This is a genomic window from Mesorhizobium sp. CA12, assembly GCF_020165255.1.
Taxonomy (GTDB): domain Bacteria; phylum Pseudomonadota; class Alphaproteobacteria; order Rhizobiales; family Rhizobiaceae; genus Mesorhizobium.
The window spans coordinates 35,273-60,919 of the sequence record NZ_JAIUHT010000013.1 but is presented as its reverse complement, the minus strand read 5'-3'; the positions used below and the strand labels follow the sequence as shown (position 1 = coordinate 60,919).

Sequence of the window (25,647 nt, the reverse complement as noted above, 5' to 3'; positions counted from 1 at the left end):
CGTGGCTGAATCCTACGACGTCATCATCATCGGCTCAGGCCCCGGCGGCTATGTCACGGCGGTGCGTTCCGCCCAGCTCGGCTTCAAGACGGCGATCGTCGAGCGCGAGCATCTTGGCGGCATCTGCCTGAATTGGGGCTGCATTCCGACCAAGGCGCTGCTGCGCTCGGCCGAGATCATGCATTATTCGGATCATCTGAAGGATTACGGGCTGAAGCTTGAAGGCGGTAAAATCGTCCCCGACACCGCTGCCGTGGTCGACCGCTCGCGAAAAGTCTCGCTCAGGCTGAACACCGGCATCGGCTTCCTGATGAAAAAGAACAAGGTCGACGTCATCTGGGGCGAGGCGAAGCTTTCCAAAGCCCCAGCCGGTGACAAACCGGGCGAGGTCGTCGTTTCGAAGACGGCGAAGAAGGCGATGGAGCCGCAGCCGCCGGTGCCGAAAGGCGTCAAGGGCGAGGGCACCTACACGGCCAAGCACATCATCCTGGCGACGGGCGCCAGGCCGCGCGCGCTGCCCGGCATCGAGCCGGACGGCAAGCTGATCTGGACCTATTTCGAGGCCATGGTGCCAAAGGAAATGCCGAAATCGCTGCTGGTGATGGGCTCGGGCGCCATCGGCATCGAATTCGCCTCCTTCTACCGCACCATGGGCGCCGACGTGACGGTGGTCGAGCTGCTGCCGGCGGTGATACCGGTCGAGGACGCCGAAGTCTCGAAATTCGCGCAGAAACAGTTCGAGAAGCAGGGCATGAAGATACTCCTCGAGGCCAAGGTGACCAAGGTTGAAAAGGGCGCCAATTCGGTCACCGCGCATGTCGAGATGAAGGACGGCAAGGTCGAGAAGATCACCACCGATCGCATGATCTCGGCCGTCGGCGTGCAGGGCAACATCGAGAATCTCGGCCTTGAAGCGCTTGGCGTGAAGACGGATCGCGGCTGCGTGGTCGTCGACGGCTACGGCAAGACCAATGTGCCCGGCATCTACGCGATCGGCGACGTCGCTGGCCCGCCCATGCTCGCCCACAAGGCCGAGCATGAAGGCGTTGTCTGCGTCGAGAAGATAGCCAATTTCCCGGGCGTGCACCCCATCGACAAGCTGAAGATCCCCGGCTGCACCTATTGCAGCCCGCAGGTCGCGTCCGTCGGCCTGACCGAAGCGAAGGCCAAGGCGGACGGCAAGGACATCCGCGTCGGCCGCTTCCCGTTCAGCGCCAACGGCAAGGCCATCGCGCTCGGCGAGGATCAGGGCTTCGTCAAGACCATTTTTGACAAGAAGACCGGCCAGCTGCTCGGCGCGCACATGGTCGGCGCCGAGGTGACCGAGCTCATCCAGGGTTTTGTCGTGGCGATGAACCTGGAGACCACCGAGGAAGAGCTGATGCACACGATCTTCCCGCATCCGACACTGTCGGAGATGATGAAGGAGAGCGTGCTCGACGCCTATGGCCGCGTCTTGAACGCCTGATGGGTCACCAATCGGTGATAAGTCACCAATCGGTGATCGATGGCCAATCCGTGCTAACGTGGTCGGGTGAGACTCACACGCGGCAGCCGGAGAAAGCTGACGGCAAGGCGGTTCGTATCCGGATGCATTTTCACCTGATCGAGGAGGAATTGGCACATGCATATGAATGGCGTCGGCTGGATCGCAGCCATCATCGTCGGCGGCTTGGCGGGTTGGCTGGCCGAGATGGTCATGAAGAGCAACACCGGTATCTTCATGAACATCATCATGGGGATCGTCGGTGCCATAGTGCTGAACGCGATCCTGCAGGCTCTCAACATCCAGTCGTTCGGCGTCGGCTGGGTCGCCTATCTGATCACCGGCTTCATCGGCGCCTGCCTGCTGATCTTCGTCGGACGGCTCGTGCGTCGCTGACCCAAAGCCACCGTTATGCGAAAATGGCCGTGGCGGCACGCGCTGCCGCGGCCTTTTTCTTTGTCCCGAAAAGTCCTAGATGACGCAAGACAGGCGGCTGGCGAAATCGCGGCCGCAAAGGGTTTGAGATGGTCACAGTCGTAGACACGATCGCCAACCGGCCGCGCCCGCGGCATCCCGAGAAGGCGCACCGGCCCGACCAGGAGGTGCTGCGCAAGCCCGACTGGATCCGCGTCAAGGCGCCGGTTTCCAAGGGCTATGCCGAAACGCGCGAGATCGTGAAGTCGCACCAGCTGGTGACGGTGTGCGAGGAGGCCGGCTGCCCCAATATCGGCGAATGCTGGGATAAGAAGCACGCCACCTTCATGATCATGGGCGAGATCTGCACGCGCGCCTGCGCCTTCTGCAATGTCGCGACCGGCATTCCGACCGCGCTCGATCCGGATGAGCCGGCGCGCGTGGCGCATGCCGTCAAGCAGATGGGATTGAGCCACGTCGTCATCACCTCCGTCGACCGCGACGATCTTGCCGACGGCGGCGCGCAGCACTTCGCCGATGTCATCCGCGCCATCCGCAAGGCAACGCCTTCGACGACGATCGAGATCCTGACGCCCGACTTCCTGCGCAAGGACGGCGCGCTGGAGATCGTCGTTGCGGCCAAGCCCGATGTCTTCAACCACAATCTCGAAACCGTGCCGTCGAACTACCTGACGGTTCGCCCCGGCGCGCGTTATTTCCATTCGATCCGGCTTTTGCAGCGGGTCAAGGAACTCGACCCGTCGATCTTCACCAAATCCGGCATCATGGTCGGCCTCGGCGAGGAGCGGAACGAGGTGCTGCAGTTGATGGACGATCTGCGTTCGGCCAATGTCGACTTCATGACCATCGGCCAGTATCTGCAGCCTTCCAAGAAGCACCATCCGGTGATCCGCTTTATCCCGCCGGACGAGTTCAAGTCCTATGAGACGATCGGCAAGACGAAGGGTTTTCTCCTCATGGCGTCGAGCCCGCTGACCCGCTCCTCGCACCATGCCGGCGAGGATTTCGCCAGGCTGCGCGCGGCGCGCGAGGCGCAGCTCGCGAAGGCCAGCTGACCTTCAATGCCGAAATTCGAGGCGACACGCCGCGTCGCGCATACGCCCGACGAGATGTTTGCGCTGGTGGCGGACATCGAGGCTTACCCGCAATTCCTGCCGCTCTGCGAATCGCTCACCGTACGCTCGCGCAAGGAGCGTGACGGACGCACCATCCTGGTTGCCGACATGAGCATCGGCTACAAGGCGATCCGCGAGACCTTCACGACCCAGGTGCTGCTGAAGCCCGACGAGAAAGCGATCGACGTCAAATACATAGACGGCCCGTTCAAATATCTCAGCAATATCTGGCGCTTCGATCCCGCGGCCAGCGGCTGCGAGGTGCATTTCTTCATCGACTACGAGTTCAAGAGCCGCATCCTCGGCGCGGTGATGGGCACAATGTTCGACCGCGCCTTCCGCATGTTCTCGGAAGCCTTCGAGAAGCGGGCAAACGTGATTTACGGTGTAAAGCCCGCCTAACGTTCGCCGAGCGCGCGCAAGCCGAGTTGCAGCGCGTGCCGCACCGTCTCGTGCCGGATGAATTCGCGGCCCTTGTGACCGAACAGCTGCCGCTCAGCGATAACCGGTTGTCCGGCAAGCGCTATGCCGAACCAGACAAGGCCGACCGGCTTGTCGGCCGAGCCGCCGCTGGGGCCGGCAATACCGGTGACGGCGAGCGACAGGCTCGCTAGCGAGTGCGTCAGCGCCCCCGCCGCCATCTCCAGCACCGTCTCGCGCGAGACCGCGCCATGCGCGTCGAGCGTGGCGGCGGAGACGCCGAGCATCTCCATCTTTGCTTCGTTGGAATAAGTGACGAAGCCGCGATCGACCACGGCGGAAGACCCGGCGATATCGGTGAGCGACGCGATGATCAGTCCGCCGGTGCAGCTTTCGGCCGTTGCCAGCATGATGCCGCGCTGCTGGCAGGCCTGGAGCAGCGCATTTGCGAGTTCGGCGTTGCTCATGCCGGCACCTCGCCCGGATAGACGACGCTGGCGGTGGCGATCGCGGCGATACCTTCGCCGCGCCCGACAAAGCCGAGCTTCTCGTTGGTTGTCGCCTTGATCGAAATGCGCTCGGGCGCGATGCCGAGCATGGCTGCGAGCGCTTGCGTCATGGCCACGCGATGCGGCCCGACGCGCGGCGCCTCGCAGATCAGCGTGATGTCGGCATTGGCGATACGGCCGCCGCGCTCGCGCACCAGCTTCGCCGCATGCTCGACGAAGATCTTCGAGGCAGCACCCTTCCATTGCGGATCGGACGGTGGGAAATGCGTGCCGATATCGCCGGCGCCGCAGGTGGCGAGCAACGCATCGGTCAGCGCATGCAGCCCGACATCAGCGTCCGAATGGCCGGAGAGCTTGCGATCATAGGGAATGGCGACGCCGCAGAGCGTTACATGGTCGCCGGGCTCGAACGCGTGCACGTCATAGCCGTTGCCGGTGCGAATATCCGGGAAGCGCTGCTGCGCGCTCGAAAGCCGCTGGTCGGCCAATGCGATGTCCCTTGCCCAGGTGAGTTTGACGTTGTCCGGCGATCCGGGAACGATCTTGACCGGTATCTGTGCCCATTCGGCGATCGCCGCGTCGTCGGTGAATTCCGTCTTGCCCAGATGATGCGCCTTCTCATGCGCCGCGAGCAGCGGCCAGAACGGAAAGCCCTGCGGCGTCTGCGCGGCATGAAGGCCGGCTCTCGACACCGTCTCGTCGATCATGCCGGCGGCCGATTCCCGCTTCAGCGTGTCGGCGACAGGCAGCGCCGGCAACGCGCCTTGGCGCTCGCCGATGGCTTCGATGGTGCGGTCGATCAGCCCGGCGTCGACGAAGGGTCGCACGGCGTCATGCACCAGCACTTTTGCCGGTGCCTGGTCCCTCAGCGCCAGGAGGCCGAGCCGCACAGACGCCTGGCGCGAAGGGCCGCCGATAACGGCGACAAGACGATTGCCATGCGCTTCGGCCGCGCGTTGGAAGAGTTCGGCGTCGTCGGCATGGATGGCGACGACCACGGGACCGATCATCGGATGGGAGAGGAAGGTATCCAACGTATGCGCGATGACGGCACGGCCGCCGATGCGCTGATATTGCTTCGGACCGTCCGCCTGTCCGGCGCGCGCGCCACGGCCGGCGGCAACGATCACCACCCCGATCCCGCCGTTCAGGCCTGTCGCTTGCTTTTCACTTGCCTCGCTCATTCCGATCGGTCCTAGTCGGGGTGATGGCCGAAGGCCAGCTTTTTCCAAAATGCGCCTTAATGTGACGTCATTGCGCGTTGCACAATGCCACACTTCTGGCTAGAGAATGTGCAACGATCGAACATGCTTGGTTTTTGTGCATGGCTGAACTGACCACATTGGCATCGCCTCTTGATGTCGGCGGCGTGAAAATCCGTAATCGGGTTTTCCTGGCGCCGATGTCGGGCATCACCGACGAGCCGTTCCGGCAGCGCGCGTACGGGCATGGCGCGGGATTGGTCGTTTCGGAAATGGTGGCGAGCGGCGAACTGGCTAAGGGCAGGGCAGGTTGCGACCTTCGCATCCGTCATTCCGGCCTGCCGGTGCATATGGTGCAGCTTGCCGGCCGCGAGGCGGTGCACATGGCCGAGGGCGCGCGAATCGCGGCGGGCGAGGGCGCCGACATCATCGATATCAATATGGGCTGCCCGGCGAAGAAGGTGACCGGCGGCTATGCCGGCTCGGCGCTGATGCGCGACCTCGACCATGCGCTGTCGCTGATCGAGGCGGTGGTCGGCGCCGTTTCGGTGCCGGTGACCGTCAAGATGCGGCTCGGCTGGGACGAAAGCGCGCTCAACGCGCCGATGCTGGCGCGCCGCGCCGAACAGGCCGGCGTCAGCATGGTGACCGTGCATGGCCGCACGCGCTGCCAATTCTATCAGGGCAAGGCCGACTGGCGCGCCATCGCCCGCGTCAAGCAGGCCGTCTCGATCCCGGTGGTGGCCAATGGCGATGTCGGCTCGCCGGAAGAGGCGGCGACCATTCTCGAACAGTCCGGCGCCGACGCGGTGATGATCGGTCGCGCGCATTACGGCGCCCCCTGGATTGCAGGAAGCATCGCCTCAATTGCCGGTGGTGTATCTGCGCCCGGCATTCCGCACGCGCCGCAGGCGCTCGGCAACTATGTCGTGTCGCATTACGAGGACATGCTCTCGCTCTACGGCGCCGAAAGCGGCCTGCGTCAGGCGCGCAAGCATCTCGGCTGGTATCTCGACCGTCACGCTCCCGATGTCTCTGCCGAGCAGCGCAAAGCCATTCTCACGTCCTTCAAACCGGGTGAAGTCGTGGCCGAATTGTGCCGTGTCTTCGCCGATGGCGCGCAACCGACCAGCCTGCGGAGCGCGGCATGAAGGCGGACGTGCCACAGCAGCCCGATATGGCGGATGCCGCCAACATCGTGCTCAACACCATCCGCCGCCCGGTGATCATGGTCGATCCGGACGGCTTCATCACATTCGCCAACGCCGATGCCGAGGACTTCTTTCGCTCCAGCGCGAATATGCTCGCCCGCAACACGCTGTCCAAGCTGGTGCCCTTCGGGAGTCCGTTGCTGACGCTGGTCGACCAAGTGCGCGAACGCCGCGCGCCGGTCAACGAATACCGCGTCGATGTCTCGTCGCCGCGCCTCGGCATCGAAAAGATGGTCGATCTCTATGTCGCGCCGGTGCCGGAATTTCCGGGCTCGGTCGTCGTCATGTTCCAGGAACGGTCGATGGCCGACAAGATCGACCGCCAGATGACGCATCGCGGCGCAGCGCGCTCCGTCACTGGTCTTGCCGCGATGCTGGCGCATGAAATCAAGAACCCGCTCTCCGGCATTCGCGGCGCCGCCCAGTTGCTAGAGCTTTCCGCCTCCGATGAAGATCGCGCGCTGACCCGCCTGATCACCGACGAGACCGACCGCATCGTCTCGCTGGTCGACCGCATGGAAGTGTTCTCCGATGAGCGGCCGATCGAGCGCTATCCGGTCAACATCCACGTCGTGCTCGACCATGTGAAGGCGATTGCCAAGAACGGTTTTGCAAGACGGATCAAGATCTTGGAGGAATATGATCCATCATTGCCTCCAGTCTTCGCCAACCGCGATCAGCTGATCCAGGTCTTTCTCAATCTGGTCAAGAACGCTGCCGAGGCGATCGGCGCCGACCCGCAAGGCGAGATCGTGCTGTCGACGGCCTTCCGCCCAGGCATCCGCGTCTCGGTGCCCGGAACGCAGGACCGGGTGTCGTTGCCGCTGGAATTCTGCGTGCATGACAACGGTCCCGGCGTTTCCGAGGACATCCTGCCGATCCTGTTCGATCCGTTCATCACCACCAAACCGAACGGCTCCGGACTTGGCCTTGCGCTGGTCGCCAAGATCGTCGGCGAGCATGGCGGCATCATCGAATGCGATTCGACGCCGCGCGGGACGACGTTTCGCATCCTGCTTCCAGCCTGGAAGGAGGCCGCACCAAGCGCCGGCGATGAAGCTGAAGGAGACCGCACATGACCGCTCGCGGCAATATTCTCGTCGCCGATGACGATGCGGCCATCCGCACCGTGCTCAACCAGGCGCTGTCACGCGTTGGCCACGAGGTGCGTGTGACCTCCAATGCCTCGACGCTGTGGCGTTGGGTGGCTGCGGGCGAGGGCGATCTCGTCATCACCGACGTGGTGATGCCCGACGAAAACGCCTTCGACATGCTGCCGCGCATCAAGAAGGCGCGGCCCGAGCTGCCGGTCATCGTCATGAGCGCCCAGAACACGTTCATGACCGCCATCCGCGCCTCCGAGACTGGCGCCTACGAATATCTGCCGAAGCCGTTCGACCTGACGGAGCTGCTCAACATCGTCAGCCGGGCGTTGGCCGAGCCGAAGCGGCCGAAGCTCGATGCCCGCGCGGAAGACCAGCCGGAGACGATGCCGCTGGTCGGCCGATCCGCCGCCATGCAGGACATCTACCGCATGCTGGCGCGCATGATGCAGACCGACCTCACGGTCATGATCAGCGGCGAGTCCGGCACCGGCAAGGAGCTGGTGGCGCGCGCGCTGCACGAATATGGCCGCCGTCGCGGCGGCCCGTTCGTGGCCATCAACATGGCGGCGATCCCGCGCGACCTGATCGAATCGGAATTGTTCGGCCACGAGAAGGGCGCCTTCACCGGGGCACAGAACCGCTCCAGCGGCCGGTTCGAACAGGCCGAGGGCGGCACGCTGTTCCTCGACGAGATCGGCGACATGCCGATGGAAGCGCAGACCCGGTTGCTGCGCGTGCTGCAGCAGGGCGAATACACCACGGTCGGCGGCCGCACGCCGATCAAGACCGACGTCCGTATCGTCGCGGCCACAAACAAGGACCTGCGCACGCTGATCAATCAGGGGCTGTTCCGCGAGGACCTGTTCTATCGTCTCAACGTCGTGCCGCTCAGGCTGCCGGCGCTGCGCGAGCGTTCCGAGGACATTCCCGACCTGGTGCGGCATTTCTTCAAGCTGGGCGTCAGCGAGGGCCTGCAGACCAAGCGCATATCCTCCGGTGGCATCGAGCTGATGAAACGCTATCCCTGGCCAGGCAATGTGCGCGAGCTCGAAAACCTGGTGCGCCGGCTGGCCGCCCTCTACTCGCAGGACGAGATTTCATCTGAAATCATAGAATCGGAGCTGAAAACCGGCGAAAGGCCGGTCGTGCCCGATGGCGGCGCGCTCATCCCCGACGATCTGTCGATCGGCCAGGCTGTCGAGCATTTCCTGCAGCGCTACTTCGCCTCCTTCGCCGGCGAATTGCCGCCGGCCGGGCTCTACCAGCGCATTCTTGCCGAGGTCGAGTATCCGCTGGTGCTGGCTTCGATGACGGCGACGCGCGGCAACCAGATCAAGGCGGCGGAGCTTTTGGGGCTCAACCGCAACACGCTGCGCAAGAAGATCCGCGAGCTCGGCGTCAACGTCTACAAATCAGCCAGGCAGCCGTAACGTCACCTCGTCCCGTCGGTGAATTTTGTCTGGGAAAGATTATCTTCCCGGCCACACTTGTTGCATAATCGCCACAATGCGTTGCATACATCCGACGCGATGACCGACTCTGTACCGCGACATGGCAGCTGAGGCTCCGACCCTGAACCAACCGCTTTTCAACCAGACCGGCACGCGTGACGGGCGACGGTTGCTGGCGTTGCCCGGCGTGGTCGCCATTGCCGGCGCGGTGATCACGGCGGCCATATCGTTTGCGATCCTGGTCGGCGCAACGCCGATCGCGCCGACCGCGGACGCGACCTGGGCCCTGATCGCGGCCAATGCCGTCTTTGTGCTGTTCCTCATCGCCTTGATCGCCCGCGAGGTGCGTCGCATCGTTCTGGCACGGCGCCACGGCAGGGCTGCCTCGCGGCTGCATGTGCGCATCGTCGCCATGTTCGCACTGGTTGCCGCCATTCCGGCCATCATGGTGGCGATCATCGCCTCGATCACGCTCGACATCGGCCTCGACCGCTGGTTCGAGATACGCACCAAGACGATCGTCAACTCATCGCTGTCGATTGCCGACGCCTATGTGCAGGAGAACGCGCGTAACCTGCAGGGCACGACATTGTCCATGGCATACGATCTCGAGGCCTCGCGCACGCTTTATGGTCTGGACAAGGGCGGGTTCCTCGATCTGTTGAACAAGGAAGCCGTGGGCCGCGGATTGGCGCATGCGGCCCTGATCAAGCCTGACGGCTCGTTCGTCATGAATGCAAAGACCGATGCCGATTTCCCCATGCCGGAGCCGCCCACGGGCGCTGTCGACACCGCGGCCGGCGGCAAGCCGGTGCTGATAGAGCCGCGCACCCGCAACATCATGGGCGCCATCATCAAACTGCGCGAGATCGAAGGGCTTTACCTCTATACGATCCGGCTGGTCGATCCCGACGTGATCAAGGCGCGCCAGATCGTCAGGGGCAACACCGACGAATACCGCAACCTGGAAGACAATCGCCGGACCTCGCAGGTCGCCTTTGCGTTGCCTTATCTGTCGCTCACGCTGATCATCACGCTTTCGGCGATCTGGACTGGCATCGCGGTCGCCGACCGGATCGTGCGGCCGATCCGCCAGCTGATCGGCGCCGCCGACGAGGTGGCGACCGGCAATCTCGACGTTGCCGTTCCAGTGCGCCAGTCCGACGGCGACGTCGCCTCGCTCGGCGAGACCTTCAACAACATGATCCTGGAGCTCAAGTCGCAACGCAACGAGCTGCTCTCGGCCAAGGATCTGATCGATGAGCGCCGGCGTTTCTCCGAGGCGGTGCTTGCCGGCGTCACTGCCGGCGTCATCGGCGTCGACCCCTACGGCATCATCACCATCGTCAATCGCTCGGCCGAGACCATGCTGACGATTTCGGCGAATGCGACGCTCGGCCAGAACCTTTCGACAGTCCTGCCGCTTGTCGGTCGCGTGTTCGAGATCGGGCGGCAGTCCGGCAAGCCGGTCTATCGCGAGCAGGTGACCTTCTTCCGCACCGGTCTGGAGCGCACCTTCAATGTCCAGGTAACGGTCGAATCCGGCGACGACGGCGAAGAAGAGAAATCCTATGTGGTGACGGTCGACGACATCACCGATCTCGTCCAGGCGCAGCGTTCGTCGGCCTGGGCCGATGTGGCGCGGCGCATCGCGCATGAGATCAAGAACCCGCTGACGCCGATCCAGCTTTCGGCCGAGCGCATCAGGCGCCGCTACGGCAAGGTCATCACCGAGGATCGCGAGGTGTTCGACCAGTGCACCGACACCATCATCCGCCAGGTCGAGGACATCGGCCGCATGGTCGACGAATTCTCGGCCTTCGCCCGCATGCCGAAGCCGGAGATGAAGGCGATCGACCTTCGTGAGTCGTTGCGCGAGGCGTCCTTCCTGGTCGAGGTCAGCCGCTCGGACATTGCCTTCCAGCGCGACTTCGGCAGCGAGCCGTTGAAAGGCACTTTCGACAGCCGCCTGATGGCTCAGGCCTTCGGCAACGTCATCAAGAACGCGGCCGAGGCGATCGACGGACTTGATGCGCAGGACCGTTCGAGCGGCACAATCCGGATTCAGGCCGGACGGCAAGATGGCGCCATACGAATCGACGTTATCGATAACGGCAAGGGGCTGCCGCGCGAGAATCGCCAAAGGCTTCTCGAGCCCTATATGACGACGCGCGAGAAGGGCACCGGGCTTGGCCTCGCTATCGTCAAAAAGATCGTGGAGGACCATGGCGGCCGTCTCGAATTGCACGACGCGCCAGCGGATTTCCATGGCGGCCGGGGCGCGATGATCTCGATCATCCTGCCCCCGGCCACGATCGTAGCCGCGCCGCCACGCGGTGAAGGTCGAAGCGAACACGAACGAGAAACTGAAAAGGTCGGTAATGGCGTCTGACATTCTCATCGTCGATGACGAGGAAGACATCCGCGAACTTGTCGCCGGTATATTGAGCGACGAGGGTCACGAAACCCGCACGGCCCATGATGCCGACAGCGCGCTTGCGGCGATAGCCGATCGCGCGCCGCGGCTGATTTTCCTCGATATCTGGCTGCAGGGCTCGCGCCTCGATGGCCTGGCGCTGCTCGACGAGATCAAGACCATGCATCCGAACATGCCGGTGGTCATGATCTCCGGCCACGGCAACATCGAAACGGCGGTGTCGGCCATCCGGCGCGGCGCGTATGATTTCATCGAGAAGCCGTTCAAGGCCGATCGCCTCATCCTGATCGCCGAGCGCGCCCTGGAAACGTCCAAGCTGCGACGCGAGGTCTCCGACCTCAAGCAGCGCAGCGGCGAGACTTTCGACCTGATCGGCATGTCGTCGGCGATGAGCCAGCTGCGGCAGACCATCGAGCGCGTCGCGCCGACCAACAGCCGCGTCATGATCATCGGCCCCTCCGGCTCAGGCAAGGAACTGACGGCGCGGGCCATCCACACGCTGTCGTCGCGCAAGTCCGGTCCGTTCGTCACGCTGAGCGCGGCCACCATCACGCCCGAGCGCATGGAGATCGAGCTGTTCGGTACCGAATCGAACGGCACCGAGCGCAAGGTCGGCGCGCTGGAGGAGGCGCATCGCGGCATCCTCTACATCGACGAAGTCGCCGATATGCCGCGCGAAACGCAAAACAAGATCCTGCGCGTGCTGGTCGAGCAGCAATTCGAGCGGGTAGGCGGCACCAAGCGCGTCAAGGTCGATGTCCGCATCATTTCCTCGACCTCGCAGAACCTCGAAGCAATGATCGCCGACGGCCGCTTCCGCGAGGATCTTTACCATCGCCTGGCGGTGGTTCCGGTCATAGTGCCGGGGCTCGCTGAGCGGCGCGAGGACATTCCCTACCTCGTCGACAACTTCATGAAGCAGATTGCGCGCCAGGCCGGCATAAGGCCGCGCCGCATCGGCGACGATGCGCTGGCCGTGCTGCAGGCGCACAACTGGCCGGGCAATGTTCGCCAATTGCGCAACAATGTCGAGCGGCTGATGATCCTGGCGCGCGGCGAAGACGCCGATGCGCCGATCACCGCCGACCTTCTGCCGTCCGAGATCGGCGACGTCATGCCGCGCACGCCCAACCAGTCGGACCAGCACATCATGGCGCTGCCGCTGCGCGAGGCCCGCGAGCAATTCGAGAAGGATTATCTGATCGCCCAGATCAACCGCTTCGGCGGCAATATCTCGAAGACCGCCGAGTTCATCGGCATGGAACGATCGGCACTCCACCGCAAGCTGAAGTCGCTGGGTGTGTAGCGAGCCCTTGGCCCACGCGATTGTTCGTTACGGCAGGGGCGGAATCGCCTAAGAAAGCCGGACATTTTCCCTGAGGATGCCCATGCCGCGCATTGCCTATGTCAACGGGCGCTATGTCGTCCATGCTCAAGCCAGCGTCCACATCGAGGATCGCGGCTACCAGTTCGCGGACGGGGTCTATGAGGTTTGCGAGGTGGCGCGCGGCCATATCGTCGACATGCCGCGCCACCTTGCCAGGCTCAAGCGCTCGCTGAAGGAACTGTCCATCGCCTGGCCGGTCTCGGAACGCGTCCTGCCGATGCTGTTGCGCGAAGTGGTCAATCGCAACGGCGTGGTCGACGGCCTTGTCTATGTGCAGGTGACCCGCGGCGTCGCCAGCCGCGAGTTCGTGTTTCCGCCCGCGGGCACAAGGCCTTCCCTGGTCATAACCGCCAGGAAAGCCGATCCGGCCGCGAGCGCGAAGCGGGTGGAGACCGGCATCAAGGTCATCACCGTCCCGGAGAATCGCTGGGACCGCGTCGACATCAAGAGCACCGGACTCTTGCCCAATGTGCTCGCCAAGCAGAAGGCCAAGGAAGCCGGCGCGCAGGAAGCGTGGTTCGTCGACACCGACGGCAACGTCAAGGAAGGCGGCTCGTCCAACGCCTGGATCGTCACCCGGGAAGGCGTCCTCGTGACCCGGCCGGCCGAGCACGGCATCCTGCGCGGCATCACCCGCACGACGCTTTTCGATGTCGCCGCCAAGCTTGGCCTCAAGATCGAGGAACGCGGTTTTTCGGTCGCCGAAGCCAAGGCGGCAAGGGAAGCATTCATCAGTTCGGCGACCACAATCGCCATGCCGGTGGTCGAAATCGACGGGGCGCCGGTCGCAAATGGCCATCCCGGTTCGATGACACTTTCGTTGCGGCAGGCCTTTTTTCACGTTGCGGAAAAAAGTCCAGCCTGATAACCGCACAACTGGAAGTAACCTCAACTATCTCATTCTGCTTGCCATTGTGTCGGCAAGAGGGGGTTTGCGCGCTTGACAGGTGCCTCGTATTTGGCGCATTGGCCCGTAAACCGAAGGGGATCGGCGAAAGACAAGAAAAATGGCGGAACGATCGCAAAACCTTCAGGACCTGTTCCTGAATTCAGTTCGCAAGAGCAAAAATCCACTTACCATCTTCCTCATCAACGGCGTGAAGCTGACCGGGGTCGTCACGTCGTTCGACAATTTTTGTGTGTTGTTGCGGCGCGACGGGCACTCCCAGCTCGTCTACAAGCACGCTATTTCCACGATCATGCCGAGCCAGCCGGTTCAGATGTTCGATGGCGAGGAAAGCCAGGGCGCCTGATTGGCACGTGATAAGGACGCGGACCGCAGCGTTCGCGGAAAACAAGGACATCAACTCGGGCCGGAATCCAAGGATCCGACCCGCGCAGTTGTCATTGTGCCGGTGCTTACCCGGCAGCCCCGCGGCGACGACGAGTCGAGCCGTCCGCGCCTGAGCCGTTCGGCGGATGCACGCCACGACGAAGCGGTCGGACTTGCCAGCGCCATCGACCTCAACCCGGTTCACACCGCGGTGGTGACGGTTGCCGATCCGCGGCCGGCCACGCTGCTCGGCAGCGGCAAGGTTGCTGAATTTGCTGAAATCGTGAAGGAGCGCAAGGCGGAGCTGGTCATCGTCGACCATCCGCTGACGCCGGTGCAGCAGCGCAATCTCGAAAAGGAACTGAACGCCAAGGTGCTCGACCGCACCGGGCTCATTCTCGAGATCTTCGGCGAGCGAGCGCGCACCAAGGAAGGCACGCTTCAGGTCGAGCTTGCGCATCTCAACTACCAGAAGGGTCGTCTGGTGCGGAGCTGGACCCACCTCGAGCGGCAGCGCGGCGGCGCCGGCTTCCTCGGCGGTCCGGGCGAAACCCAGATCGAATCCGACCGGCGCATCCTGCAGGACAAGATCACCAAGCTGAAACACGAGCTGGAGACGGTTCGGCGCACGCGCGACCTGCACCGCGCCAAGCGCAAGAAGGTGCCGTTCCCGGTCGTGGCGATCGTCGGCTACACCAATGCCGGCAAGTCGACGCTGTTCAACCGGCTGACCGGAGCAGGGGTGCTGGCCGAGGACATGCTGTTCGCAACGCTCGATCCGACGCTGCGGCGCGTGCGGCTACCGCACGGCACGCCGGTTATCCTGTCGGACACGGTGGGCTTTATTTCCGACCTGCCGACGCATCTGGTGGCCGCCTTCCGGGCAACGCTGGAAGAAGTCGTCGAGGCGGATCTGGTGCTGCATCTGCGCGACATCTCCGATCCGGACACCGCCGCCCAGGCCGAGGACGTCGAACGCATCCTCGGCGATCTCGGCGTCGACGCTGCCGATGCGAACCGCGTGATCGAGGTCTGGAACAAGGTCGACCTGCTTGACGAAGGCAATCGCGAGCGACTGCTTGCCGAGAGCGCCAGCGGCAAGGCGCCGCCGATCTCTATATCGGCCGTCACCGGCGAAGGAATCGACGCGCTGAAAGCGCTCATCGAGACGCGCGTGTCGGGCGAGCTGGAAAGGATGACGGTGACGTTGAGCCCCGCCCAGCTTGGCCAGGTCGACTGGCTCTACCGCAACGGCGACGTCGTTTCGCGCACCGACAATGAAGACGGCAGCGTCACGCTCTCGCTGACAGCCACGCACAGCGCCCGGCAAGAGATAGAGAACCGCCTGCATCGCAGGAGCGGCAGCTAACCGGCTGTTTATTTGGTGCTTTTGGCCTGCTGCCAGAGCGCTTCCATCTCGTCGAGCGTTGCCTTCTCCAGCGACTTGCCCGAGGCCTCCAGAGCCTGCTCGACATAATGGAAGCGCGAACGGAACTTTTCGTTGGTACCGCTGAGCGCGGCTTCGGAATCGAGCTTGAGGTGGCGGCCGAGATTGACGATAGCAAACAGCATGTCGCCGAACTCGTCCTTGATGGGAGCCGCGTCACCGGTGGCGAGCGCCTCGCGCAATTCCCCGATCTCTTCCTCTATCTTGTCGAGGATGGGAGCTGCCTCGCTCCAGTCGAAGCCGACGCGTGCCGCCTTTTCCTGCAGTTTCAGGGCACGCGTCAGGGCAGGGAGCGCGACCGGCACGCTGTCGAGATAGCCCCTGCCGTGATCCTCCGGGTCGAGACCACGGGCGATGCGGGCATCGCGCTTCTCGGTTTTTTCAACCGCCTTGATCTTCTCCCACATGCCCTTGGCCATGCCGGCGCTGCGCGCCTTCTCGTCGCCGAAGACGTGCGGATGGCGGCGGATCATCTTGGTGGTGATGGCCTCGACGACATCGCCGAAAGCGAACTCGCCGATCTCCTCAGCCATCTGCGCGTGATAGACGACCTGCAGCAGCAGGTCGCCCAGTTCCTCGCGCAGATCGTCGAGATCGCCGCGCGCGATCGCATCGGCCACTTCATAGGCTTCCTCGATCGTGTAGGGCGCGATGGTAGCGAAATTCTGCTCGATATCCCAAGGGCAGCCGGTCTTCGGCGCCCGCAGCGCCGCCATGATCTCGATCAGCCGGGAAATGTCCTTGGAGGGCTTCATGATTTGAGCCTATCCCGCGGCCAGCGTCCGACCAATCCTGGCCGGACACCGAAACGAGTTGTCCACAGCCTCAGTCGAGCACCGAGACGATCGCCTTGGCGAGATCGTCCATGCCGTCCTCCGGCAGGCCGGCCACGTTGATGCGGCTGTCGCCGACCATATAGACGGCGTGCTCGGCACGCAGGCGTTCGACCTGCGCCTCGGTCAACCCAAGCCTCGAAAACATGCCGCGATGGCTGGCGACGAAATCGAAGCGGTCGGAATTGGACTGCCGGCGCAACGCCTCGGCAAAAGCGACGCGCAGCCTGAGCATGCGCAGCCGCATCTCCTCGAGCTCCGTCTCCCAGTCCTTCCTCAGGGCGGCGTCTTCGAGCACCATGCGCACCGCCGCCGCGCCGTGATCCGGCGGCATCGAATAAAGCGCGCGCGCGGCCGCCAGCATCTGGCTCATCGCCACGTCGGCCTGGGCGCCATCCTTGGCCATGATCATCGCCGCGCCCACGCGGTCGCGATATACGGCAAAATTCTTCGAGCAGCTCGAGGCGACGACCATTTCCGGCACCTTGCCGGCAAGCAGCCGCAGGCCGGCGGCGTCGGCATCGAGGCCTTCGCCAAAACCCTGATAGGCAATGTCGACGAAAGGCAGCAAGCCGCGATCCAGCAGCACGTCGGCGACCTTGGCCCACTGCGCGATATCGAGATTGGCGCCGGTCGGGTTGTGACAGCAGCCATGCAGGAGCACGACATCGCCGCTGTTGGCAACTTTTAGCGCCGCCAGCATCTCGTCGAAGCGGACAGCGCCCGATGCGGCATCGAAATAGGGATAGTCGCGAACCTGCAGACCAGCGGCGCGCATCACCGGCAGATGGTTCGGCCAGGTCGGATCGGACAGCCAAACCGTCGCGCCGGGGCGCGTGCGCTGCACAAGCTCGGCCACCAGCCTGAGCGCGCCCGATCCGCCCGGCGCCTGTGCCGCGCGGATACGCGAATGGTCGGCCTTCTCGCCAAAGGCGAGCTTGATCATGGCGGCGTTGAAGCCGGTGTCGCCGGCAAGGCCGAGATATGTTTTGGTGTCCTGGCTCGCCAGCAGCCGCTTCTCGGCCTCGCCCACGGCGCGCATCACCGGCGTCTTGCCGTCGATGTCCTTGTAGACGCCGACGCCGAGGTCGACTTTGCCGGGCCGTGGATCGTTGCGATAGAGGCCGATCAGGGCAAGGATTTTGTCGGCCGGCGCGGGCTGCAGGGTCTCGAACATCGAAAAGGACTCCAATGGCGGCGGAGTGATACGCAAATCGATCCCGTCGCGCCAGCGGTTTCCGCTGTGGCGGCGACACGAAAAGAAATGTCGGGCAGGGGATTAAAACCCCTACATGCTCCGTAAACAGGGCATGAAACGGTCGATGGCACGCTTCGATATCGTCGGGCAGTTGGGTTCGCTGCGGCGCTATGCGCGCTCGCTGACGCGCGACAGCACTGAGGCCGAGGATCTCGTCCATGACGCGCTGGTGCGCGCCTATGAGCGGCGCGCGACCTTCCGGTCAAGCGGCAATCTGCGCGCCTGGCTGCTGGCGATCGTGCACAACGTCTTCATCGACCGCATGCGCTCGCGCCGCTCCGAGGCGGCGCGCATCGAACAGGCCGGCCTTGTCGCCGACCAGAGCGTGCCGGCGTCGCAGGACCATTCGGTTCGCCTGTCGCAGGTCCGGGAAGCGTTTCTTTCGCTGCCGGAGGAACAGCGCTCCGCGCTCCATCTCGTCGCCATCGAAGGGCTTTCCTATCAGGAGGCCGCCGAAGTCATCGGCGTGCCGCTCGGAACGCTGATGTCGCGCATCGGCCGCGCGCGTGCCGCGCTGCGCGAGATGGAAGAGGGCGCGGCGCCGAAGGCCAGGCCTCATCTCAGGATCGTGGGAGACGATCAATGACCGCTATTGTCGACCCCGTGACCGATGCCGATCTCGACGCCTATGTCGACGATCAGCTGGATGTCGCCCGCCGCATCGAGGTCGAGGCGCACCTCGCCGCGCGCCCGGAAGTGGCCGCGCGCGTGATGTCCGATCTGAGGACGCGCGACGAACTGCGCGTCGCGCTTGCCGGCCCTGTCGGCAGGGCGCGTCCGGCCACGACAGAAGCGGCGCGCCGGCTGGAAAGAGGCCTTGCCAGGGGACGCATGCTTGCCGTGCTGCAGCGGGCGGCGGCAGCGGCCGTGCTGGTCGCGGCAGGCTGGCTTGCCAACGGCGCCTTCGGGCCGATCGCCGTGACCAAGGTGGTCGCCTCGACGCAGCCGCCGGCCTATGTCGAGGATGCGGTCCGGGCGCACAGGACGACCTTGGTGCGCGAGACGATGCCGTCGCAGCAAGAGGCTCCGGGCTACGATCCCGACGAGATTCGCGCCGCCACCGCGATCGTCATGCCGTCGCTGCCTGACGACTGGAAGATTCGCGACGTCCAGGTCTATCCCTCGCAATTCGGGCCGAGCGTCGAGGTAGCGGTCGACACCAAGGACCTCGGTCTTGTCTCGTTGTTCGCCATCAGGCCGGGCAGGTTCGATGTGGTGAAGCCGACGATCGCGCCCTCCGACGACATCTCAACCGCGTATTTCCAGATCGGCGAGGTCGCCTATGCGGTGGTCGGACGCGGCGACGCCGGCAGCCTCGACCGTGCCGCCGAGAAACTCGCCAGAACTCTCTACTGAAAACAAACCCTCTACCGAGAACCAAGGAGAAACCGAATGAACAGCCCCAATCTGGGATACCGAATGGGCACCGGCGTCCAGGCCGGAGCCGTCTATGACGAGGGCCTGCGCAAGCACATGCTGCGCGTCTACAATTATATGGGCCTCGGTCTCGTCGTTACCGGCCTCGTCGCCTTCTTCGTGGCCTCGACGCCGGCGCTTTATGTACCGATCTTCTCCAGCCCGCTGAAATGGGTGGTGATGCTGGCGCCGCTCGCCTTCGTCATGCTGTTCTCGTTCAGGATGCAGACCATGTCGGCCGCGAGCGCGCAGGCGATGTTCTGGGCCTTCAGCGCCGTCATGGGCCTGTCGCTCGCCTCGGTGTTCCTGGTCTTCACCTCGACCAGCATCGCGCGCACCTTCTTCATCGCCGCCACGATGTTCGGCGCCACCAGCCTCTACGGCTACACGACCAGGCGCGACCTGACGCAGTTCTCGTCCTTCCTGATCATGGGCCTGATCGGCGTGGTCATCGCCAGCCTGGTCAACCTGTTCCTCGGCTCGACCGCGCTGCAGTTCGCCATCTCGGTGATCGGCATCGCCGTCTTCATCGGCCTGACCGCCTGGGACACGCAGACGATCAAGGAGCAATATGCCGAGAACTTCGATGCGGAATCGCAGCAGAAGCTTGCCGTCTTCGGCGCCTTCTCGCTCTATCTGAACTTCATCAACATCTTCCAGCTGCTGCTGAATTTCACCGGCGAGCGCGAATAGGCCGGACCGCAGCAGGCAACACTGCTGACCTCGCCACGGCCGGAGGGAAACCTCCGGCCACTTTTTTGTCGACTGCGCACCAAGCGTTGACGACCAAGGGGCGATCTGTCTGCCGCGCTTGAGTTCACGCGCGGCCTTTTGCTAGCCTGCCGGCCAAACCTGCCAGCCGCGAGGACGCAATGGACCAGCTGACGCTTCACGCTGACGGCATTTCGGCGACCATCGTCGGGCAGGGGGCCGAACTGGTCTCGCTGTGCGATGGCGAAGGCACCGAGCTTCTGTGGCAGGCAGGCCCCGCCTGGCGTCGTCATTCGCCCGTGCTGTTCCCAATCGTCGGCCGGCTCAAAGGCGATCAGCTGCGGCATCGCGGGCAAATCTATCCGATGACGCAGCACGGCTTTGCCCGCGACCGGCGCTTTGCCTGGGCGGAGCAGGGGCCGGCCTCCTGCACATTGGTCCTGACGGACGACGCCGAGACGCGAACGCACTATCCCTTCGCCTTTCGTCTCGCCATCAGCTACGAGTTGAAACCACGGCAACTCGGCGTGACCTTCGAGATCGCCAATACCGGCGACGAGCCTCTGCCGGCCTCGATCGGCGCGCATCCGGCGTTCAACTGGCCGCTGCTCCCGGAGCTGCCGAAGGAAGCCTATCGGGTGACCTTCGCCGAAAATGAGCCGGCGCCGATCCGCCGCCTGAAGGACGGCCTGTTGTTGCCGGCGCCGCAGCCGACGCCCATCGAGGGCAGGACGCTACCGCTATCCGAAAGACTGTTCGACGACGATGCCGTCATCCTCGACAAGCCGGTGAGCAAGAGCGTGCGCTACGCCGCCGGCCGCGGGCCGGCGATCGAGATGTCGTGGCAGGGATTCAATGAGCTGGGCATCTGGTCCAAGCCTGGCGGCGCGCCCTTCCTGTGCATCGAGCCCTGGCACGGCATCGCCAGTCCCATCGATTTCGATGGCGAGTTCGGCGACAAGCCGGGCCTGATGCTGATCGAGCCGGCCGGCCGGCGCGTGCTGAGTTACCGGATCGGCCTCAGCCGGGTACCGTAGGGCATGGCATATGCCATCAAGACCCAGATCCAGGACCCGGCGGCGGAGAGATTCGTGTTCGCCGCCCAGAAAACCATGTATGGCGGCAAGCGCATCGCCGAGGGCGACGTCATCTACCTGTTCGCCAGCGAGAACGAAGGCGGGCGAGGGCTTGTCGCGCGCGGCGTCGTGACATCCTCCGAGGCCACCCCCAGGCGTCCGGATCTCGAACGGCAGACGCCGCGCGTGAGTGTTGCCGTCCGCCGCACCGCCTTGGCGACGAGACGCTTGGGCGGCGATGAGCTCAAGCGCTTCAAGGATTGGCAGGACGGCCGGCCCGAGACCGAGCTCAATTTCAAATTCTACCGCCAGGCGACCAACAAGATCGTCGGCATCTCGGACGTGACGGCGGCGTTTCTGAACTGCTTTTTCTAGACCATCCGATCGGATCTCAGCCGGTCTGCCGGACAATGGCGCCGATCGCGTTGACAACAAGACGCGACGCGGTGATGGCCGACAGACCGTCAATGTCGGCGGGAGGATAGAGCTCGACAAGGTCGAATCCCGCAATCCTCGCCCGCTTGCCGAGGCCTGCGATCAGGTCGATCGCCTGCGTGTAGCTGAGGCCGCCAGGCGTGCGCGCGGCCACGCCCGGCATGATCGATGGATCGAGGCCATCGCAGTCGAGGGTGACGACAACCCGCGCTCCGTCAGGTATATGCTTGAGAGCAGCTTCCACGCCCAGGGCATGTACCTCGCGCGCGGTTACGAAGCGGCTGCCGTAGCGCCGCGCCGCTTCGATTTCGGCGAGGTGGGCGCTGCCGACGCTGCGCAGCCCGACCTGCACCATGCCGGCAACATGCGGCATCTCGCTCGCCCGCCGCATCGGGCTCGAATAGCCGTAGCGTTCGCCATGCACCTCTTCGCGCCAGTCGATATGGGCATCGATCTGGAGGATCCAGACCGGTCCGTGATCGGCAAAGCCGGCGAGGAAGGGAATGACGACGGAATCGTCGCCGCCAAGCAGGATCGGCACCGCCGGCAGTACCAGCACCTCGCGCGTCTTCGCCTCGATACGGGCCCGGTTGCCGGCATTGTCATGCATGGTGGTCAAGACATCGCCGGCATCGACGCAGCAGACCGGTCCGCCATCGAACAGCGGGCCGCCGAGATCGAAATCCCAGTGCTCCATCAGCGGAATGTCATCTTGGCTTGCAGCTCGGATGGCGTCAGCGGCCGAGGCATGGCCGCTGCTGTTCTGACCGCGATAGGTGCTTCCATGACCCGCCCCGAAGATCACGGCTCGTGGCACGCGCCCGTCGGCGAGGCGATCGGGAAAGCCGAGAAAGGAAGGCGAGGCGGTCATTTTCTGGATGCTTCCTTTGTTGCGCCGCGGCGCGATGGCAGCTTGGGGCAGGGTAGTTGCTTCGGCGTGGAGTTTTGCGGCGCTTCGCGGGACATCAAGCCACGAACCAAATCAATCTCTTTCAACGGATCGCCGCCGTCGAGGAAAAGCCTGCCATGCGGCTTCAGCGCCGCCTTGATCCGCATCAAGGCCGCACGGTTGGCCTCGGGGTGGCGCCCGTCGAGCGCGCCGACTCGCATGGCAAAGGCGATATCAAAAAGAGCCTCGCCAGCATTCAATGCGAAGTCTTCGATTGCCGAATGCCTGAAATCGAGGCAGCCCCAAGCCATCTCATCAGCCGATCGCGCCCGCGCCAATCGGATTGCCTTCTCCGAACGGTCGACGGCCAGAATGAAGCCGTCGCCGATGCGGCGAGCGACGTCGCGAGCGGCAACGCCAGGACCGCATCCGATCTCCAGGACGCGAAGTCCCGGCTTCAATGGAAGCGCTTCGACGAAGGCGGATATCCGATCTGAGATTCCGGCAGCCATGAAATAAATTATCCAATCTGGTCTGCGCCAGGCAAGCGAGACGGCGCCGAGCGGAAATGGCGGACAGGGCAGCGGCCAGAACATTGATGCCGGACAATGTAGCCCCCAGGCGTCGGCCGCGTTCGGGTTGGCCAGACTCAAGGACTGTTCTATTGCCGTTCCAGGAAGTCGACCATCAGCGACGCAGCTTGGTTGGCATGCGTTTCCAGCAGGAAATGAGGCCCGTCGAGAATGTGTGCTTCCATCCTCGGCAGGGCCTGCATCCATGACAGCGTCTCTGCCAGGTCAAAGAACGTGTCGTGCCGGCCCCACAGCATCAGGGCGCGAGGCTGCCTGCGCTGAAGATAGTGGGCAATCGCGTCGAAGCGAGCGACGTAATTGCCATAGTCCGCAATGAGCGCGCGCTGCGTCTCCATGCCTCCGGGGCGCTGCATCACGCGCCAGTCTTCCTCCCAGTTCTCGTCCGGAATTTGTGCGGCCACATCGTCGGGAACACCTGCCACATACTGGTCTCGCGTGCCCTCGAAGGTCAGATGCGCGGTGGCTTTCGCTTCATTGTCTGGGTTCGGATTGGCCCAAAAGTCCTGCGTCGCCTTCCAGGATAGCCCCATTCCGCTCCGATGTGCGTTGGCGTTCTGGATGATCAAGCCCAACACCGCATCGGGGACCTGCATGGCTATCCGCAGACCTACCGGCGCGCCAAAGTCATGAAGGTAGATGTAGCGCGGGCCGACCGAGAGGTGGCTGAGCAACTCCGAGATCGCATCGGCAAAACCATCAAAGGACGGCTCGGGCAGAGCATCGGACATGCCGAACCCAGGCATGTCGGGAGCAACCACATAAGCCACCTTCGACAATGCGGGAATGACGTGGCGAAAGGTCCTGGAGGAACTCGGAAAACCGTGAAGAAGCAGAAGAGCCGGTTTGGAGGGCTCTCCAGCCGTAAGGAAAGACAATTCCGTGCCGCTTGCCAACTCAATCCGTGAATGCATGCAAAGGTCCTCAAACCGCTCACCAGGCCAACGCGAGGTTCGGCGGTTGAGTTCCGAGCCACTTGCTGCCGCAAGGAGGGACGAATTCTGTGCGTACCCGTCAGGACTGCGAGATGTTGCAACCAACTTCGGATGCGGCGGCATAGGCTGGAGCAGGGCGGACGGATCGCCTTGAGCCGGTGTGCTCGCTATAGTGGGCAATTGTGAGAAATTCCGGGGTCTCCAATGAAGCATGTGCACGTGGTCTTCAACATGTCGGCCGCCGGCAGCCTGCGCCAGGCTCTGGCTGACTTAGGCCTGAGGGAAACCGTCATCGGCCTGCCGGACGACTTCAGCTTTGGGCCTATCGACCCTCCCGCGGCCTATCTTCGCGCCCGATGGATGGAAGATGTATTGGGCTTCGAACGGCGCCCGGACCTCGAGCAAGAGGCCAATCTTTTCTGGAGCCGCGCAACCGGCAGGGACATCGCCCCAGTCGCATGGGTATGTCGGCGAAACGCCATGGAGTTTGCCGGTTTCCTGGAATTCGTTTCGCAGGTCGGCGATCATCCGTTCCGAGTGGTCGACATAACCGAGGTCGAGTTCGCCCCCAGGCCCGATCGTTCGGAATCGATACCCTGGCGTACACTGTCGTTTGGGCACGTTTTGCCAGACAGCATGGTCAAAGCCCGGCTCTTGGAACGCCAGACCACGTTGACCGGACACGAGCTGCAGGCTTGCCGCGACTTATGGAAAAGGCTTCGCGCTGAGAACGGGCCTTTTCGCGTTGTTTCCGACCTGAGCCTTCAGTCAGCGCCGATCACATACTTCGACAAAGCCATCGCGACGCATGTGACAGATGATTGGCGCAAATGCAGTTACGTCGTCGCCAATTGCCTTAGCTCACTCTGGGACGATGGCACTTACTGCGGAGATCTAGTCCTCTGGTCGCGGGTCCGCGCGCTTGCGGATGAAGGCGTGTTTGAAATGGAAGGTGACGGCGTGCGAATGCGCAACAGCTCCGTGCGGCTGGCGAGCAGGGCTGTGTGACATCGCTTTCGACATCTCCGTGGCCATATAGGAAAGTCGCATAAGATAGATTATGGAACTGAGGCGTGGCGGGCACGTCCAGGAATTGCTGCGGCTTTCGCTGGCGGCAACAAACGCCGCGGCAGCGCTTCGACTTCGAGATCGCTGCAGAAGGTTCAACAGACAAACTGCGGCGCCGACTGAACAGCTGTCGCTACCGCTCTGACTCGTAAGGAATTTCGATCGCCATGCCGTCATAGGCCGGCACGACATGCTCCGGCGTCTCGGCCATCACGACGGCGTAGTCGAGCGGCACATGCATATGGGTCAGCACGGCGTTCCTCGGCGTCAGCTTTTCGATCCACTCCAGCGCCTGGCCAAGCGACAGATGACTGGGATGGGTGTTGTACTGCAGCGCGTCGATCACCAGCGTGTCGAGGCCGCGCAAACGCTCAATGGTGGCGTCCGGAAAGCCGCTGATATCAGGGCAATAGGCAAGCCCGCCGATGCGGAAGCCGAGCGAGATGATGTCGCCATGGAACTGCGGCAGCGGCTCGAGGGTGAGGGGACCCCCCTCGCCTTCGATCACGACCGGCCTGGCGTGATCGATGATGTGCGCCTTGACGATCGGCGGATAGGAACTGCCTGGCGGCGTCTCGAAGCAATAGCCGAACGCCTGGCGCAGCCGCAGCATGGTCGGCTCGTCGGCATGGATGTCGATACGATGGCGTTGCTCGAGCACATAGCCGCGCAGATCGTCGATGCCGTGGATGTGGTCGGCATGCGGATGCGTGTAGACGACCGCATCGATGCGCTTGACGGAGGCCAGCAGCATCTGCTCGCGGAAATCCGGCCCGGTGTCGATGACGACCGTGGTGCGCGCGCCGTTGGCGGCAATCCGCTCGACCAGCGCGGCCGTGCGCATGCGCCGGTTCTTCGGGTTCTTGGGGTCGCAATTGCCCCAATCTCCAGTGATGCGCGGCGTGCCGGGCGATGAGCCGCAGCCAAGAACGGTAAAGCGCAGCCGGTCGCTCATGC

The 25,647-nt window shown here is 63.7% G+C and carries 26 protein-coding genes; 18 read left to right on the top strand and 8 right to left on the bottom strand.

Translation table 11 applies throughout. The features are described from left to right. Position 1: 1 nt before the first annotated feature. The 4 genes from lpdA to LB520_RS20875 all read left to right on the top strand — a co-directional run bounded on the left by lpdA (position 2) and on the right by LB520_RS20875 (position 3,438). Positions 2-1,468 carry a dihydrolipoyl dehydrogenase gene (gene lpdA, locus LB520_RS20890; protein ID WP_224638930.1) on the top strand — a complete coding sequence of 489 codons (1,467 nt, stop codon included), beginning with the start codon at positions 2-4 and terminating at the stop codon, positions 1,466-1,468. A 156-nt stretch (positions 1,469-1,624) separates the two neighbouring features. Next, on the top strand, positions 1,625-1,882 hold the full coding sequence (locus LB520_RS20885) for a GlsB/YeaQ/YmgE family stress response membrane protein (protein WP_095765464.1): 258 nt from the start codon (positions 1,625-1,627) through the stop codon (positions 1,880-1,882). A 128-nt stretch (positions 1,883-2,010) separates the two neighbouring features. Next, positions 2,011-2,976: a lipoyl synthase gene (lipA, locus tag LB520_RS20880; RefSeq protein WP_224530151.1), complete on the top strand. Its 966-nt coding sequence runs from the start codon at positions 2,011-2,013 to the stop codon at positions 2,974-2,976. A 6-nt stretch (positions 2,977-2,982) separates the two neighbouring features. Beyond that, complete coding sequence (locus tag LB520_RS20875) at positions 2,983-3,438, top strand: type II toxin-antitoxin system RatA family toxin (protein WP_224610738.1); 456 nt, start codon at positions 2,983-2,985, stop codon at positions 3,436-3,438. On the opposite strand, the gene LB520_RS20870 is transcribed toward LB520_RS20875, so the two are convergent. Both LB520_RS20870 and LB520_RS20865 read right to left on the bottom strand, forming a co-directional pair. After that, positions 3,435-3,923: a CinA family protein gene (locus tag LB520_RS20870; protein ID WP_224638927.1), complete on the bottom strand. Its 489-nt coding sequence runs from the start codon at positions 3,921-3,923 to the stop codon at positions 3,435-3,437. The two genes, LB520_RS20875 and LB520_RS20870, sit on opposite strands and share 4 nt — an antisense overlap. Next, on the bottom strand, positions 3,920-5,149 hold the full coding sequence (locus LB520_RS20865; protein ID WP_224638925.1) for a bifunctional 2-C-methyl-D-erythritol 4-phosphate cytidylyltransferase/2-C-methyl-D-erythritol 2,4-cyclodiphosphate synthase: 1,230 nt from the start codon (positions 5,147-5,149) through the stop codon (positions 3,920-3,922). The genes LB520_RS20870 and LB520_RS20865 overlap by 4 nt, the downstream gene beginning before the upstream one ends. Before the next feature lie 140 nt (positions 5,150-5,289). Between LB520_RS20865 and dusB the strand changes: the two genes are divergently transcribed. From dusB to hflX, 8 genes are all read left to right on the top strand, one after another. Beyond that, the gene (dusB, locus tag LB520_RS20860) at positions 5,290-6,318 is read left to right on the top strand and encodes a tRNA dihydrouridine synthase DusB (RefSeq protein WP_224638923.1); all 1,029 of its coding nucleotides are present in this window, start codon (positions 5,290-5,292) and stop codon (positions 6,316-6,318) included. After that, on the top strand, positions 6,315-7,457 hold the full coding sequence (locus LB520_RS20855) for a two-component system sensor histidine kinase NtrB (protein ID WP_224638921.1): 1,143 nt from the start codon (positions 6,315-6,317) through the stop codon (positions 7,455-7,457). Before dusB ends, LB520_RS20855 begins: the two co-directional genes overlap by 4 nt. Beyond that, positions 7,454-8,914 carry a nitrogen regulation protein NR(I) gene (gene ntrC, locus LB520_RS20850; protein WP_224638919.1) on the top strand — a complete coding sequence of 487 codons (1,461 nt, stop codon included), beginning with the start codon at positions 7,454-7,456 and terminating at the stop codon, positions 8,912-8,914. Before LB520_RS20855 ends, ntrC begins: the two co-directional genes overlap by 4 nt. A gap of 121 nt (positions 8,915-9,035) precedes the next feature. After that, the gene (locus tag LB520_RS20845; protein WP_224638916.1) at positions 9,036-11,327 is read left to right on the top strand and encodes a sensor histidine kinase NtrY-like; all 2,292 of its coding nucleotides are present in this window, start codon (positions 9,036-9,038) and stop codon (positions 11,325-11,327) included. Further along, positions 11,317-12,678, top strand: coding sequence for a sigma-54-dependent transcriptional regulator (locus tag LB520_RS20840; protein WP_095765455.1), 1,362 nt, complete (start codon positions 11,317-11,319; stop codon positions 12,676-12,678). The genes LB520_RS20845 and LB520_RS20840 overlap by 11 nt, the downstream gene beginning before the upstream one ends. 82 nt (positions 12,679-12,760) lie before the next feature. Continuing rightward, positions 12,761-13,624: a D-amino-acid transaminase gene (locus LB520_RS20835; RefSeq protein ID WP_224638913.1), complete on the top strand. Its 864-nt coding sequence runs from the start codon at positions 12,761-12,763 to the stop codon at positions 13,622-13,624. A 142-nt stretch (positions 13,625-13,766) separates the two neighbouring features. Beyond that, on the top strand, positions 13,767-14,012 hold the full coding sequence (gene hfq, locus LB520_RS20830) for an RNA chaperone Hfq (protein WP_006202172.1): 246 nt from the start codon (positions 13,767-13,769) through the stop codon (positions 14,010-14,012). Beyond that, positions 14,013-15,401: a GTPase HflX gene (hflX, locus tag LB520_RS20825; protein ID WP_224638911.1), complete on the top strand. Its 1,389-nt coding sequence runs from the start codon at positions 14,013-14,015 to the stop codon at positions 15,399-15,401. It begins immediately after the preceding gene. Between the two features lie 8 nt (positions 15,402-15,409). Here hflX and mazG read toward each other — a convergent pair whose 3' ends face one another. After that, the gene (gene mazG / locus LB520_RS20820) at positions 15,410-16,234 is read right to left on the bottom strand and encodes a nucleoside triphosphate pyrophosphohydrolase (RefSeq protein ID WP_224638901.1); all 825 of its coding nucleotides are present in this window, start codon (positions 16,232-16,234) and stop codon (positions 15,410-15,412) included. Positions 16,235-16,304: 70 nt separating this feature from the next. Further along, on the bottom strand, positions 16,305-17,489 hold the full coding sequence (locus tag LB520_RS20815; protein ID WP_224634138.1) for an aromatic amino acid transaminase: 1,185 nt from the start codon (positions 17,487-17,489) through the stop codon (positions 16,305-16,307). Positions 17,490-17,622: 133 nt separating this feature from the next. Between LB520_RS20815 and LB520_RS20810 the strand changes: the two genes are divergently transcribed. The 5 genes from LB520_RS20810 (at position 17,623) to LB520_RS20790 (ending at position 21,148) form a co-directional block, all read left to right on the top strand. Then, a complete protein-coding gene (locus LB520_RS20810; RefSeq protein WP_411966402.1) occupies positions 17,623-18,156 on the top strand; it encodes a sigma-70 family RNA polymerase sigma factor in 534 nt (177 codons plus the stop codon). Then, positions 18,153-18,926 carry an anti-sigma factor family protein gene (locus LB520_RS20805; protein ID WP_095765449.1) on the top strand — a complete coding sequence of 258 codons (774 nt, stop codon included), beginning with the start codon at positions 18,153-18,155 and terminating at the stop codon, positions 18,924-18,926. The genes LB520_RS20810 and LB520_RS20805 overlap by 4 nt, the downstream gene beginning before the upstream one ends. A 36-nt stretch (positions 18,927-18,962) precedes the next feature. After that, a complete protein-coding gene (locus tag LB520_RS20800) occupies positions 18,963-19,679 on the top strand; it encodes a Bax inhibitor-1/YccA family protein (protein WP_224638899.1) in 717 nt (238 codons plus the stop codon). A 179-nt stretch (positions 19,680-19,858) separates the two neighbouring features. Beyond that, the gene (locus LB520_RS20795; protein ID WP_224638897.1) at positions 19,859-20,734 is read left to right on the top strand and encodes an aldose 1-epimerase family protein; all 876 of its coding nucleotides are present in this window, start codon (positions 19,859-19,861) and stop codon (positions 20,732-20,734) included. Positions 20,735-20,737: 3 nt separating this feature from the next. Beyond that, a complete protein-coding gene (locus LB520_RS20790; RefSeq protein WP_224638895.1) occupies positions 20,738-21,148 on the top strand; it encodes a hypothetical protein in 411 nt (136 codons plus the stop codon). Positions 21,149-21,164: 16 nt separating this feature from the next. Here the strand turns inward: LB520_RS20790 and LB520_RS20785 are convergent, their stop codons facing one another. The 3 genes from LB520_RS20785 to LB520_RS20775 form a co-directional block, all read right to left on the bottom strand. Further along, the gene (locus LB520_RS20785) at positions 21,165-22,079 is read right to left on the bottom strand and encodes an agmatinase (protein ID WP_224638893.1); all 915 of its coding nucleotides are present in this window, start codon (positions 22,077-22,079) and stop codon (positions 21,165-21,167) included. Next, positions 22,076-22,609, bottom strand: a complete 534-nt coding sequence (locus LB520_RS20780) for a class I SAM-dependent methyltransferase (protein WP_224638891.1) — start codon at positions 22,607-22,609, stop codon at positions 22,076-22,078. The genes LB520_RS20785 and LB520_RS20780 overlap by 4 nt, the downstream gene beginning before the upstream one ends. A gap of 149 nt (positions 22,610-22,758) precedes the next feature. Further along, positions 22,759-23,601, bottom strand: coding sequence for an alpha/beta fold hydrolase (locus LB520_RS20775; protein WP_224638889.1), 843 nt, complete (start codon positions 23,599-23,601; stop codon positions 22,759-22,761). A gap of 225 nt (positions 23,602-23,826) precedes the next feature. Here LB520_RS20775 and LB520_RS20770 point away from each other — a divergent pair, with 225 nt between their 5' ends. Further along, on the top strand, positions 23,827-24,630 hold the full coding sequence (locus LB520_RS20770; RefSeq protein ID WP_224638888.1) for a DUF3658 domain-containing protein: 804 nt from the start codon (positions 23,827-23,829) through the stop codon (positions 24,628-24,630). Positions 24,631-24,823: 193 nt separating this feature from the next. Here LB520_RS20770 and LB520_RS20765 read toward each other — a convergent pair whose 3' ends face one another. Continuing rightward, positions 24,824-25,645, bottom strand: coding sequence for an MBL fold metallo-hydrolase (locus LB520_RS20765; RefSeq protein ID WP_224638887.1), 822 nt, complete (start codon positions 25,643-25,645; stop codon positions 24,824-24,826). Between the last annotated feature and the right edge of the window lie 2 nt (positions 25,646-25,647).